Source organism: Symbiopectobacterium purcellii (assembly GCF_019797845.1).
Classification (GTDB): Bacteria; Pseudomonadota; Gammaproteobacteria; order Enterobacterales; family Enterobacteriaceae; genus Symbiopectobacterium; species Symbiopectobacterium purcellii.
Genome location: NZ_CP081864.1, coordinates 1,566,187 through 1,579,552, shown reverse-complemented (window position 1 = coordinate 1,579,552; position 13,366 = coordinate 1,566,187). Strand labels below are relative to the sequence as shown.

Sequence of the window (13,366 nt, the reverse complement as noted above, 5' to 3'; positions counted from 1 at the left end):
TGTCAAAAGGCGCACTTTGAAACAAAATTTTTACATTGGAAGGACAGCAAGAATAAAGCGGTGGGATTATGTGTGCTTATCGGAATTAACTGCCGTATCGAAAACGCCAATGGTTGAGAATATATTGAAAAACAATATGATTGCCCCATTATCGCGCACATCGTCCCAAAATGGAGCATCTGAATAACGTCATAAAAAACGCCAGCGTCAGTGCTTCGATTGCCCCTGACGCCGGATATCAACACCGATAAAGAGAGCTTACCTTAACATTTACGAAACACAACCTCGCGACGATCAGTGACGAATCATAATGTGTCGCACGACGGTGTAATCCTCTAATCCATACATCGACATGTCTTTGCCGTAACCGGAAAGTTTCTGCCCACCGTGCGGCATTTCACTGACCAGCATAAAGTGCGTATTGACCCAGGTACAGCCATATTGCAGACACGCAGCCAGACGATGCGCACGCCCCACGTCGCGCGTCCACACCGAGGAAGCCAGCCCGTAGCCAGAGGCATTGGCCCAGGCAACGACTTGTGCCTCATCGTCGAACGGGGTAATAGAGATCACGGGGCCAAATACCTCTTTTTGTACGATATCATCATCCTGCTGTGCGCCCGCCAGCACGGTCGGCTGGAAGTAGTACCCCGGCCCGTCAACCCGTTGCCCCCCGGTTATGACCTGAATATGTGGCAACGCGCTGGCCTGTTCAACAAAGTTAGCGACACGTTCCAACTGTGCGGCGGTAATCAGGGGCCCGAGCTCTGTGTCTTCGCTGTTCGGATCGCCCATATTGAGGCTGGCGACGGCCTGACCCAATTTGCTGACCACGTCATCATAGATACCACGCTGCACATACAGGCGGCAGGCAGCCGTGCAATCTTGCCCGGCGTTATAAAAACCAAAGCTGCGAATACCGTCCACCACCTGATCAATATTGGCGTCATCGAACACGATAACTGGCGCTTTACCGCCCAGTTCCATATGCGTACGTTTAATGCTGGAGGCGGTGTGCGACAAAATATGTGCCCCGGTTGCAATCGAACCGGTGAGCGACACCATATTCACCAGTGGATGCCCAGTCAGTGCGTCGCCAATTGCCGCGCCGGTACCGAACACCACGTTGACCACTCCCGCAGGGAAAATAGCGGCCAATAAAGAGGCCAGATGGAACGTGGTAAGCGGCGTTTGCTCCGCAGGCTTCAAGACCACACAGTTACCGGCCGCAAGCGCGGGTGCCAGTTTCCAGGCGGCCATCATCAACGGGTAATTCCAGGGCGCAATGGAAGCTACTACGCCAATGGGATCGCGTCGAATCATTGAGGTGTGCCCTTCCAGATATTCACCGGCGGCCGAACCACTCAGACATCTTGCTGCACCGGCGAAAAAGCGGAAAACGTCCGCCACGGCGGGCAGTTCATCATTCAATGCGGCGTGATAGGGTTTGCCGCAGTTCAACGACTCAAGACGCGCGAAGGTTTCTGCATGCTGCTCAATAGCATCCGCCAGTTCTAACAGCAACAGCGAACGGGTTTTTGGCGTGGTCTGCCCCCATTGCGCAAAAGCGCTTTCCGCAGCACGCACAGCTGCATCAACCTGGTGCAGGTCTGCCTGGGGTATACGTGCAATTTCTTCCCCCGTCGCAGGGTTGAACACCGCCAGCGCAGTGCCCTGGCCCGCTTCGAGCTTACCGTCTATCAGCAGTTTGTCGTGCATCATCGCGTCCTCGTCACCCGAAATCAGTCTGTTGTCTGCATGGATTTTTTCTGCATTGTGATGCTAAGTGTGCAAAAAACCTGCCACTTTCGCTCACCACAATGCAATCAATCTGGACGTTCCTTATTGGTATTTTGCGCCGCTACACGCGCTGCGTCTGCCAGCGCGTCGATCTCCTCTTCGGTTAACTGCTCTGCCGCCTCGTGCACTTTGGCCAGTCCGTCGCCCACCGTAACCGCTTTAGGATCGTCCATTTGTTGCTCTGCCATATTAACCTCTCCAGCTGTTTACTGGCCGCATCATTGACCCTTAAGTGTAGTCGAACATCTCAGCCTGCCCATGGCAGCACGACGATAACAAAAGCCAACGGGCAAACCTTGCAGAAACTGCCTGTATATTTTCTTCATGCTAACTAAAGTTATTCTTAAATCAGACAGTAAATAATTTTTTTAATAACCGAACATGCTATAACAAGCGGACAATGGATTTCTTTTTCGGCAAGAAAAAGCGCAATAAAGGTGAAAAAGCATTTTAGTAAAAAACGTAACATGACAACCGTCACAGCGATTGCAGCAACAACGCAGCAGTAATGAAAAAACCATTACCACCAAAGAGTTAAAGGCATTGAAAATCATTATCATCGATAATGAATATCTCGGAAAGCGCCTCATTTCTTTTCATTATCGATTTATTAGCAAAAAACAAACTTATGCAAAGCATTAAAACAACAAATTAAAAACAACATTGAAAAATATAGTAAACATTAAATAAGATAATTAACGCAATAAATTCACCCTCTGTTTTAATTTCCCTAATATAATTAATTTTAGAGTTAAATAACCAAATAAACCAAATAAACCAAATAAACCAAATAATAATTATTATTGGGATCTGCTTCTTTTATTTGAATTAAAATTTATAAATATAAAAAATTGTAGACATGGATCAAATAAATAATAATCCAATAATCCAATAATCCAATAATCCAATAATCCAATAATCCAATAATCCAATAATCCCTATAGTACCCACGACGACAGTAAGCCAACTTAATTTATTTATACCCTAAATAATTCGAGTTGCAGAAAGGCGGCAAGTGAAGGAATCCCGATGAGCTTACTCAGGTAAGTGATTCGGATGAGTGAATGTAGCCAACGCATCTGCAACTTGAAGTATGACGGGTATATTTCGTCAATATTGAGCAATGGGGTACTTATGGATTTTATCTTACAATTAGTGATCGTTCTGATCTGCCTTTTTTACGGGGCAAGAAAAGGCGGTATAGCACTCGGCCTGCTCGGCGGTATCGGGCTAGTCATTCTGGTCTTTGTGTTTAAACTCAAACCCGGCACACCGCCCGTCGACGTTATGCTGGTGATTATCGCGGTGGTTGCAGCTTCTGCCACCCTCCAGGCTTCTGGTGGGTTGGATGTGATGTTGCAAATTGCAGAACGTTTGCTGCGCCGCAACCCGAAATACGTTTCTATCATTGCACCGTTTGTCACCTGTATCCTGACCATTCTTTGCGGTACCGGCCATGTGGTGTATACCATCCTGCCCATTATTTATGATGTCGCTATCAAAAATAATATCCGTCCTGAACGCCCCATGGCTGCCAGTTCGATCGGTGCACAAATGGGGATTATCGCCAGCCCGGTTTCCGTGGCAGTGGTTTCGTTAGTCGCCATGCTGGGGAATTTTACCTTTAACGGTCGCCATCTGGAATTTCTCGACCTGCTGGCCATTACCATTCCGTCAACGCTGTTAGGTATTCTGGCGATCGGTATTTTCAGTTGGTTTCGTGGTAAAGATCTGGATAAAGATGAAGACTTCCAGAAATTTATCTCTGTGCCGGAAAACAAGCATTACGTTTACGGTGATACGGCTACGCTGCTGGATAAAAAACTGCCCAAGAGCAACTGGGTCGCCATGTGGATTTTCCTGGCAGCCATTGCTGCGGTAGAGATTCTCGGTGCAGATGCCGACTTGCGCCCAAGTTTTGGCGGCAAGCCGCTCTCCATGGTGCTGGTCATCCAGATGTTTATGCTGTTTGCGGGCGCAGTGATTATCATTGCCACTAAAACCAACCCGGCCAATATCTCTAAAAACGAAGTCTTCCGCTCTGGGATGATCGCTATCGTTGCAGTGTATGGGATTGCCTGGATGGCAGAGACCATGTTCGGTGCGCATCTGGAAGAAATCAAGGCTACGCTTGGCACCTTGGTGAAACAGTATCCGTGGGCTTATGCCTTGATCTTGCTGCTGGTATCGAAGTTTGTTAACTCGCAGGCGGCAGCACTGGCGGCAATCGTACCGGTAGCGTTAGCCATCGGTGTGGATCCGGCGTATATCGTCGCCTCAGCGCCTGCCTGCTACGGCTACTATATTTTGCCAACCTACCCCAGCGATCTGGCTGCCATCCAGTTTGACCGCTCTGGTACCACCAAGATTGGCCGTTACGTTATCAACCACAGCTTTATCCTGCCGGGGTTGATTGGCGTATCCACATCCTGTGTGTTTGGCTGGGTATTTGCCGCCATGTACGGCTTCCTCTGATTCCTGCCATAAAAAAAACGCCCGAAACTCGGGCGGTTTTTTCATTGTCTTTCCAGTGCGTTAATCAAACGTTGCTCTGCACCAGCGGTGAGTCACTGCCCTTGATTTCACGCTCGTAGGCACGGGCTTTCTCTTCATCAAACTGCCCTTCCCACTTCGCAACAACCAAGACGGCAAGCGCATTACCCACCACGTTCAGCGCCGTGCGCGCCATGTCCATGATGCGATCCACGCCGGCAATAAAGGCCAATCCTTCCAACGGAATGCCCACGCTGCCCAAAGTAGCCAACAACACCACAAACGAAACCCCCGGCACACCAGCAATCCCTTTGGAGGTCAGCATCAGGGTTAACACCAGCACAATCTCTTGCCACAGTGAAAGATCGATGCCGTAGAGTTGAGCAATGAAAATGGCAGCGATACTTTGGTACAGCGTGGAGCCGTCCAGGTTAAACGAGTAGCCCGTAGGCACCACAAAACTGGTGATCGATTTTGGCGCGCCGTAGGCTTCCATTTTTTCAATGATGCGTGGCAACACCGTTTCGGAACTGGCGGTAGAGTAGGCCAGAATCAGTTCATCTTTCAAAATACGGATCAACATGGTGATCCGCAGATTGCATAAGCGAGCCACTACGCCCAGGACCACCAACGCGAAGAACAGAATGGCGACATACACCAGAATGACCAGTTTGGCGAGCGGCCACAATGAGGCAAAACCGAAGTTGGCTACCGTCACCGAAATCAACGCAAACACCCCAACTGGCGCGTAGCGCATGATCATGTGAGTGACTTTAAACATGGTTTCCGATACGCCGCGAAACGCGTTCAACAACGGATCGCGCTGCGCTTTGGGCAGCGATGACAGCCCCAGCCCAAACATGACGGAAAAGAAGATAATCGGCAATATATCGCCATTGGCAATCGCGGCAAAAATGTTGGAGGGAATGAGTGACAGCACGGTCGCCACTAAACTGTGCGACCCACTCTGCACCTGTTCGGTGGTTTTTTGGTATTGAGAGATGTCCACCGTGGTCAATGATGACATATCGATGCCATGACCGGGTTGGAACAGATTTGCCAGCGTAATGCCAAGAATGATGGCAAAGGTGGTGATCACTTCAAAATAGACAATGGTTTTAAGACCGATACGCCCCAGCTTCTTGGCATCCCCTACTCCGGCGATGCCCACAATCAGCGTGGCGATCACAATCGGTACCACGATCATTTTGATTAACCGGATAAAAATATCACCGGCAGGGCTCAAAATGTTACCGATAAGCCACTGGCGCTCATCAGGACTTTCATGCAGCACGGCACCAACAAGGATGCCAAGGAACAGCGCAATAAGGATTTGCCAGGCAAGGCTGATTTTGATTGATTTCATAGTGAATTCCATTGCAAGACCACCCGGTGCCGCGAACGTACGACCACAGCGCCTCTCTTCCGGTTGAACAGCGCATCAGGGTGACTGAGATAAAATGCGACCAATGTGAATGCTGATGCAGTACGCCTTGATAACCCTTGGTGCGGCGTAAAGGTATGAATACGCCCCGTAATAACGCTGAGTGGATTGACAAGTGACTGTATCTGAAAGCAAAACATCAGACATACGTTATTGTTATGGCCGGGGATACTACTATCCCATTTCCATGAGATCAAGCAGTCAAACAGTGTCAAAAGCCACAGTTATGTCAAATAATTGTGATAAAACACTGAAAAATACGTAAAAAAAGCAGTTATTCACCACATAGAAGAAAAGATAAAGAAGATATGTCAGACTGAGGTAAAAGCAGTAGCAGGATGCATAATGTCAGTCAATCGCGATTCACTTGATCGATATCAAGCAAACCGCCATTGCCGTGGTTTTGCGGGTTAAGCGCCAGGCTTGTGACAACAGGATAAGTAACCTGACACTGATGGGGTAAGCGCTAAATCTGGTAGTCGATAACGGACTCCGCATTGTCCGAAAAGACTTTATCTTTGATCTCATCCAGCGAGAGTTCGCTGTTGCACAGTTGCAAGAATTTCCAGGCATAGTTGCGCTGTAACTGACTTTTCTTCAGCCCAATCCACACCGTGTTTCCTTCAAACAGATGCTCAGCGTTCAAGCGAACCAGCCCTTTATCACGCGCGGGTTCGTAGGAGTGATCGGCAACAATCCCCACCCCTAAGCCCAATTCAACGTAAGTTTTAATCACATCCGAATCCTGTGCGCTCAGGGCAATATCAGGCGTCATGCCTGCTGCCAGAAAAGCGCGATCGACGCGAGAGCGCCCGGTAATCCCTTGTCGATAAGTGATCAGCGGCAGCTTGCTGAGCATATCCAGCGTCACCGTTGGCACGTCTATCAGCGGGTGTTGCTGCGGCACCAGGATAGCGTGATGCCAGCGGTAGTATGGAAACGCTGCCAGCGTGGCATCATTCATCAGTTGCTCACTGGCAATGCCGATATCCGCTTCACCGGAGTGCAGCATGGCAACGATATCGTCCGGCGTCCCTTGGTTCAGCACCAGTCGCACTTGCGGATAGATGGCACGAAACTCTTTAATCACATTGGGCAAACTGTAGCGCGCCTGGGTATGCGTAGTGGCAATCACCAGTTGGCCCACATCGTTGTTGGTGAACACGTTAGCCAGACGACGAATGTTGTTGGCATCATTCAAAATACGTTCCTCGACCACCAGCAACTCTTTGCCCGGCTCGGTCATGCCGAGCAGTCGTTTGCCACGGCGGATAAAGATTTCGATGCCCAGTTCTTCTTCCAGTTCACGGATATGACGACTCACGCCCGACTGAGACGTAAACAGCGAATTGGCGACTTCCGTCAGATTATAGTTACGCCGTGCCGATTCTCGAATAATCTTCAGTTGTTGAAAATTCACTTGGATCCCCATCTCTGCATCGTTTTACCCTAACGCCATATATACCCGTCATACTTCAAGTTGCAGGTGCGTTGGCAGCGTTCGTTATTCGGCTCATCCCTGGCCCTCACCTCTTACGAGGCCGCCGCACGCGGCGTTCAAATCTGCTCCCGGCAGATTTGTCACCCGAATCACTGACTCAAGTAAGCTCATCGGGACTCTCTTCCTTGCCGCGTTACGAGACGCATAAATGAGCCTCGCCCTAAAGGGCCAGCGCGAGCGCTGTTCAAAACGTTAACGTTTTATCCTGCAACTCGAATTATTTAAGGTATAAATACGGGGGAAAAAATGCTGCGACAAATAAGCAATCGGATGGTGTTATATTATTTTCTACTAAGAAAATAAGCCGCGATCATCAGCGCGACCCACCTTCGGGCATAAAAGAATAAAATCATTTATAATCAACACATTAAAAAATTACTTTTTATGTGGATTTAATTTCCGTCGCAGATCGATAAATCTTTTTGTTATGATTTATATAAATCCGATCTTACTCTTTCAAAAATACGTCATGGACCTGCACATGAATAACGCCCCTCTCTCGCTGTTGGATAAAAAAGAAGGCGTCGATCGCGAGATGTTCCAGGGTCCGTTGGATCGCGCGCAATTTCGTCATGTACCGCAGCAGCCTGGCGTTGAATTATATCAGGCACACATAGCCCGCTGTGCGTTCGAACCCCATACTCATGACGCTTTTGGTATCGGCACCATCGACTTTGGTGCCGAGCAGTTTCGCTATCGGGGCGCTCAGCACATCGCCGCACAGGATTCGCTGGTGTTGATGAATCCAGACGAACTGCATACCGGGCAGGCCGTCGGTGAGGAAGGGTGGCGTTACCGCATGATCTATCTTGATCCTGCGCAATTGGAGGCCCTCTCCGGTGATCAGGGCTGGTGGTTTAGCGATGTGGTTAGGCATGACCCACTGGCAGCCCGCCAGTTGTCTGCGCTGCTGGCTGCGCTGTGGCGGACTCACGACCCGCTGGCCTGTGACAGCCTGATGCTAAGCATTATCGATGTTTTTCGCCCCTTTGCCCGCGTGGCGCAGCCGTTAAAAACGCAAGCCCTGTAGCGCTTTGACGAGGTGAAGCACTACCTCAACGATAACTTCGCTCAGGCCATCACGCTTAACCAGTTGGCCGCCGTCGCCGCCCTCAGTCCTTATCATTTCCAGCGGCGCTTTAAAGCGCAATATCACGTCACCCCACACCAGATGCTGATGGCGATCCGTTTGCAGCGGGCCAAACAGTTGCTGTGCCGCGGTATGCCCGCCGCCCAAGTGGCGGCGGAAGTTGGACTGACAGATCAAGCCCATCTGACGCGCAGCTTTGCCCAACGTTACGGTATTACGCCCGTTCGCTATCAAAAACAGGTTATGCCGTACGGCCAGCGTCGGTAAAAAAAGCGCAATATCCTACAATATGTTATCCGGCTTACCGGTTAGGCTTCCCGTGATACGACACGACAAGGGCCTGGCCCTTCAAGCATAAATGGGTAACGGGTGTGATATGTTAAGCGGTATCGTTTTCGCCCTGACGGCGGGTTTGATGTGGGGGCTGATTTTCGTCGGCCCGTTGATGGTGCCGGAGTACCCTGCCGCGTTGCAGTCTGCAGGTCGCTATGTGGCGTTTGGGCTGATAGCGCTGCCATTGGCATGGGCTGACAGGAAACGTCTGCGTCGGTTGAGCCGTGCGGACTGGATTGAAGCGCTGAAGCTTTCAGCGGTGGGTAATCTGCTTTATTACTTTTTCCTCGCCAGCGCCATCCAGCGTACTGGCGCGCCCGTCTCTACCATGATCATCGGCACGCTGCCGGTGGTGATTGCCGTTACCGCTAATCTGCTGTACGGGCGACAGGAAGGCATGCTCTCTTGGTGGCGATTAACGCCACCGCTGTTGCTGATTTTGCTTGGGCTATTATGCGTGAATCTGGCGGAGCTAAGCGCCAAGGATGAGCAGGTCGATATGGAGCGCTATCTGAGCGGCATTGGCATGGCGATTATCGCGGTCATCTGCTGGACCTGGTATCCGCTGCGTAATGCACGCTGGCTGCGCCGTAATCTGGATAAAAAATCCACCACCTGGGCCACCGCGCAAGGGATAGTGACGCTACCCATGGCCTTGCTGGCCTATATCATGGTCAGCGGACAGCTTGCCCTGACCAAACCGGATTTTTCCCTGCCGTTTGGCCCACGCCCACTGGTGTTTATTGGTTTAATGCTGGCGATCGGGTTACTGTGTTCCTGGCTGGGAACCTTCTGTTGGAACCAGGCCAGCCAACGTCTGCCGACAGTGCTGGTAGGGCCGTTGATTGTGTTCGAAACGCTGTCTGGGCTGACCTACACCTTTATGCTGCGTCAGGCATGGCCGCCGCTGCTGACACTGTGTGGGATCTTCTGTTTGTTGGTGGGTGTGGTGGGTGCCATGCGTATCAAACCCAAACCCATAGTGGTAAAGGTGGATACAGCGGTGCAGGAAAAATAAACCTAAAGGTGGCGCCAGGTTCCCTCTGCGCCACCCGCTAAAGGGAATTAGGCCCCGGTGGCTAGCTTTTTGAACAGCGTCGTTAACTGTTGCTCATTGCGCGCGCCTTCATGCTGGGCGGTGACGTTGCCCGAGGCGTCAATCACGAACGAGGTTGGCGTGCCCACCACCTGATAGCGCTCTTTGGTAATGCCCAGTTGGTCACGGATGACCGGATAGCTGATGTGCTGCTGCGCCAACAGCGCAGCGATGTCCACGCCATCAGGATCGGTATTCACCGCCACTACCACTACGTTATCCGCGTAGGTTTTACTCAGTTTTTCCAACGTGCCCATCTCCGCCAGACACCCACCACAGCCAGAAGACCAGAAGTTAAGATAGACCTGTTTGCCCTGCCAGCGCGCCAGTTCCACCTGTTGCCCGGCCAGATCGTAGGCCGCCAGCGCAGGTGCGCGTGCGCCAACCTGTACCTGCTCCTCTTTGCAGCCCGACAGCAGTGCCAGCGTCCCCATCAGGCACCCTAGCGTTATCAGTTTACGCCACTGCATGTTGTTGAACCTCCTCGCTCAGATACTTGCCGTGCTGCAAGCGGATAATACGATCGGCAAAACGCCCCAGCTCCGGATTGTGTGTCACCATGACAATGGTACGTCCCTGATGATGCAGATCCTGCAACAGCGCCAGCACGCGTTGTTCGTTCTCTTCATCCAGATTCCCGGTCGGTTCATCGGCAAAAATCACCGGCGGCTCGTTCACCAGCGCACGAGCAATACAGACGCGCTGCTGTTCCCCACCGGAAAGCTGACTAGGCAGGTGATCGGTACGGTGCTCCAGCCCGACCTGCGCCAGCACCTGGCGTGCCGCCGTTTCGTCCACCACGCTATGGTAATGCTGCGCCAGCATCACGTTTTCCAGCGCGGTGAGAAACGGGATCAGGTGGAACTGCTGGAACACCAGCCCGATTTTGTCCGCGCGAAAGCGTCGCCGTCCTTCTTCATCCAGCGCCGCCGCATCGACGCCGTCCAGCAGCACCTGCCCTTCCGTCACGGTATCGAGGCAGGTCAGGATATTCATCAGCGTGGTTTTCCCCGAGCCGGATGCGCCCATGATGGCGACAAATTCACCGCGCTGAATACGGATATTGATGTTTTCCAGCGCAGTGACCTGCCCGAAGCGTTTGTACAGTTGGCGGGTCTCAATCACCGCCTCTTGCGGGTTATGTGCAACACCCATTGAATCACTCCCCTTTTAACACTTTTGCGGGCTCGACGTGGATCGCGCGCCGGGTAGGAAACACAGCGGCGGCGGCCGCCACCAGCAAGGACAGCAGCAGCGTCAGCGGCAGCACCGGTGCACGCAGCGAAATGCTGGCGTTGAACACCGTGAGTCCCAGTACCTGTGCCAACAGGTAACCGAGCAGGCAACCGCACACCACCGCCGCAAGCGCAATCACACCGGTTTCGGCCAGCATCTGGCGCACGATATCTTTCCCGCTCGCGCCCAACGCTTTCTGTAACGCAAACTCTTTGGCACGTTCACCGACAATCGCCATCAGGGTGGTGTTCACACACAGCGAAGAGAGCACCAGAATGACGGCAGAAACCAGTCCCATCAGCCCTTTAATCTTGTCCAGCACCTGCCCTTCAGAGGCGGAAACCTTAAGGATAGGTCGAATCTCCAGATCAGGATATTGTTGCTGCAGACTGGCAGCGAAGCGATCGACCTGCCCCAGATCGTTGCTGACACTTAACAGGGCGTTACTGATGATGCCTTCCTTTTGCAGCCATTTTTGCGCCAGATCCAGATTCACGATCAGCATATTGTCGGTAGCGTCACCGGCTTCAACAATCCCTTTAATACGCAGGCGCTGACGCTCGCTGCCATCGATCAGTGTGACGCTATCGCCGACTTTGACATGCAGTCGCTCCGCCAACTTGACGCCGATCATCGCGTTGCGATCGTCAAACTTGACGCCAATCCAGTCACCGGTTACCTGCCAATAGGGAGAGAGCTGGCGCAACGCATCAAACCACACGCCCATTAGCACCACTTTCTCCAACTCGGTACGCGCCATGCCGTATAAGTACGGGCTGGCAGCATTGATCAGCCCCGGCGGGGCGTTGTCGAGAATCGGCTGAAAGCCGTTTTGTGCCAGAGAGCCGCCGTGCGCCGGACCGATATAAAAGTTGGCACCAAAGGTACGCAGTTCCTGGCTCATTTTGGCGTTGATATCAAAGTACACCGCCGACATGGCGGTCACGATAGCGGCACCGACGGTCAGTGCAGCAAACACCACGCTGACACGCTGCATGCGTAAGCGCAATGCGCGAATCACCAACCGCCAAAACATACTGCCCATCCAGCGCTCTGTACCCGAGCGATTAACGGCCATACAGCACCTCCACCGGGTAGAGTCGGGCAATGCGCCGCGCCGGGAACCAGGTGCCGATCACAGCAATCAGCATGGCAATCACCAGTACGCACGGGATCACCACCCAGGCAAAACTGAGCGGCACGCCAAACAGCATCAAGCCAATCGCACGCGCTAATCCCCAACCGGCGATGCACCCTAAGGCTCCGCCGAGCAAGCCGCTCATCGCCGCTTCAAGATAGAACAGCAGCATGATCTGCCACTGCCGCGCGCCGAGCGCTTTCATCAAACCGATTTCCTTAGAACGCTCCATAATGGTACTGGTCATCAATGAGGCAATGCCCATGGCAGCGGCGACCAGTGCGGCAAAGGTCACCACGCCCAACAGCAACTGAATTTTATCGATAACCACCCCTTCTGACGCCGCCACCTGCCAGATAGGGCGGACCACCGATCCTGAGATGGCTTCTTCCAACTGGTGGGCAATCGACGACACGTAAGCGGTGCAATACCACAGGTCATACTCTTCGGCATTGAGCGCTTCGAGATTCTCCCGCGCCCGGCGTGACAGCTCGTTTTCCGGCACCGTCAGCGCAGAGACACGCACGGCCTGAATCTTTCCTTCCAGCCCCAGCATGTTCTGCACCGCCGCCAGCGGCATCACCAGGCGGTTCTCTTCATCGCCACCGCTGGCAAGAATGCCACTGATACGTACATCCAGCGCGCGTTCTGGCCCTTGTAACCGTAACGTTTGCCCCACCTGCCAGCCATTTTGCTGCGCCAGCTGTTTTCCCGCCAGCACGTCAATCCCCTGCCCGCTCTGCAACGCATTTTCGCTCACCGGTTCGGTCGGCCAATTGCCGGTCACCTGCCAGTAAGGGCTGACGCTCTGTTGCCCGGTGTGGTAATCCTCTTCATCAGGGATGGTGATCGGCTGAGAAAAGAAGGTGCCCAGCACTGAAATGTGCTTGCCGGCAACGATCACATCCCCGCTGAGCAGCGGTGCAAAACCGACAATATTGTTACGCCAAAAGATATCCTTGATGTTGGGCAGTTCTGATTCATCAAGAAATTCCTCACTGGCCAGCGGATTGCTGTTTTCACCAAACAGCGCAGGCAGCGCCGCCTGACCGGCGGGCTCTACCAGAATATTGGCACCGTAGGACTTCAGTTCGCGCGCCATTTTGTCGCCAATATCGATCGATACTGCCAGCAGCGCCGAGATCAAACCGGCAGCCAGAAACACCGTCAGTACCGCCAGCGATTTGCGCCGCACATTGCGACTCCATGACTGACGTAGCATGCGCCATAACATG

Annotated in this window: 10 protein-coding genes and 1 pseudogene; 3 read left to right on the top strand and 8 right to left on the bottom strand. The window is 52.5% G+C overall.

The window, feature by feature from the left end:
• Window positions 1-294: 294 nt before the first annotated feature.
• On the bottom strand, window positions 295-1,719 hold the full coding sequence (gene patD / locus K6K13_RS07360; protein ID WP_222161001.1) for an aminobutyraldehyde dehydrogenase: 1,425 nt from the start codon (window positions 1,717-1,719) through the stop codon (window positions 295-297).
• A 107-nt stretch (window positions 1,720-1,826) separates the two neighbouring features.
• Window positions 1,827-1,988, bottom strand: a complete 162-nt coding sequence (locus tag K6K13_RS07355) for a hypothetical protein (RefSeq protein ID WP_222160191.1) — start codon at window positions 1,986-1,988, stop codon at window positions 1,827-1,829.
• 946 nt (window positions 1,989-2,934) lie between these two features.
• Between K6K13_RS07355 and K6K13_RS07350 the strand changes: the two genes are divergently transcribed.
• Window positions 2,935-4,275, top strand: a complete 1,341-nt coding sequence (locus K6K13_RS07350) for an anaerobic C4-dicarboxylate transporter (protein ID WP_222160190.1) — start codon at window positions 2,935-2,937, stop codon at window positions 4,273-4,275.
• 64 nt (window positions 4,276-4,339) lie between these two features.
• Here the strand turns inward: K6K13_RS07350 and gltP are convergent, their stop codons facing one another.
• On the bottom strand, window positions 4,340-5,659 hold the full coding sequence (gene gltP / locus K6K13_RS07345; protein ID WP_222160189.1) for a glutamate/aspartate:proton symporter GltP: 1,320 nt from the start codon (window positions 5,657-5,659) through the stop codon (window positions 4,340-4,342).
• Window positions 5,660-6,203: 544 nt separating this feature from the next.
• Complete coding sequence (gene cbl / locus K6K13_RS07340) at window positions 6,204-7,157, bottom strand: HTH-type transcriptional regulator Cbl (protein WP_222160188.1); 954 nt, start codon at window positions 7,155-7,157, stop codon at window positions 6,204-6,206.
• 616 nt (window positions 7,158-7,773) lie between these two features.
• Between cbl and K6K13_RS07335 the strand changes: the two are divergent.
• Both K6K13_RS07335 and K6K13_RS07330 read left to right on the top strand, forming a co-directional pair.
• A pseudogene (locus K6K13_RS07335) lies at window positions 7,774-8,595 on the top strand (AraC family ligand binding domain-containing protein).
• 109 nt (window positions 8,596-8,704) lie between these two features.
• Window positions 8,705-9,679, top strand: coding sequence for a DMT family transporter (locus K6K13_RS07330; RefSeq protein WP_222160185.1), 975 nt, complete (start codon window positions 8,705-8,707; stop codon window positions 9,677-9,679).
• 47 nt (window positions 9,680-9,726) lie between these two features.
• On the opposite strand, the gene K6K13_RS07325 is transcribed toward K6K13_RS07330, so the two are convergent.
• The 4 genes from K6K13_RS07325 to K6K13_RS07310 are packed head-to-tail and all read right to left on the bottom strand — an operon-like array spanning window position 9,727 to window position 13,365.
• Window positions 9,727-10,227: a TlpA family protein disulfide reductase gene (locus K6K13_RS07325; protein WP_222160184.1), complete on the bottom strand. Its 501-nt coding sequence runs from the start codon at window positions 10,225-10,227 to the stop codon at window positions 9,727-9,729.
• The gene (locus tag K6K13_RS07320; protein ID WP_222160182.1) at window positions 10,214-10,912 is read right to left on the bottom strand and encodes an ABC transporter ATP-binding protein; all 699 of its coding nucleotides are present in this window, start codon (window positions 10,910-10,912) and stop codon (window positions 10,214-10,216) included. The genes K6K13_RS07325 and K6K13_RS07320 overlap by 14 nt, the downstream gene beginning before the upstream one ends.
• Window positions 10,913-10,916: 4 nt before the next feature.
• Window positions 10,917-12,071: an ABC transporter permease gene (locus K6K13_RS07315; protein WP_350338150.1), complete on the bottom strand. Its 1,155-nt coding sequence runs from the start codon at window positions 12,069-12,071 to the stop codon at window positions 10,917-10,919.
• Entirely contained in the window at window positions 12,061-13,365 is a 1,305-nt protein-coding gene (locus K6K13_RS07310) for an ABC transporter permease (protein ID WP_222160180.1), read from the bottom strand. The genes K6K13_RS07315 and K6K13_RS07310 overlap by 11 nt, the downstream gene beginning before the upstream one ends.
• Window position 13,366 lies beyond the last annotated feature (1 nt).

Excerpts from the sequence above, each read along its gene's own strand:
- patD (WP_222161001.1), bottom strand. The coding sequence starts at position 1,719 with ATGCACGACAAACTGCTGATAGACGGTAAGCTCGAAGCGGGCCAGGGC.
- K6K13_RS07355 (WP_222160191.1), bottom strand. The coding sequence starts at position 1,988 with ATGGCAGAGCAACAAATGGACGATCCTAAAGCGGTTACGGTGGGCGAC.
- K6K13_RS07350 (WP_222160190.1), top strand. The coding sequence starts at position 2,935 with ATGGATTTTATCTTACAATTAGTGATCGTTCTGATCTGCCTTTTTTAC.
- gltP (WP_222160189.1), bottom strand. The coding sequence starts at position 5,659 with ATGAAATCAATCAAAATCAGCCTTGCCTGGCAAATCCTTATTGCGCTG.
- K6K13_RS07330 (WP_222160185.1), top strand. The coding sequence starts at position 8,705 with ATGTTAAGCGGTATCGTTTTCGCCCTGACGGCGGGTTTGATGTGGGGG.
- K6K13_RS07325 (WP_222160184.1), bottom strand. The coding sequence starts at position 10,227 with ATGCAGTGGCGTAAACTGATAACGCTAGGGTGCCTGATGGGGACGCTG.
- K6K13_RS07320 (WP_222160182.1), bottom strand. The coding sequence starts at position 10,912 with ATGGGTGTTGCACATAACCCGCAAGAGGCGGTGATTGAGACCCGCCAA.
- K6K13_RS07315 (WP_350338150.1), bottom strand. The coding sequence starts at position 12,071 with ATGGCCGTTAATCGCTCGGGTACAGAGCGCTGGATGGGCAGTATGTTT.
- K6K13_RS07310 (WP_222160180.1), bottom strand. The coding sequence starts at position 13,365 with ATGTTATGGCGCATGCTACGTCAGTCATGGAGTCGCAATGTGCGGCGC.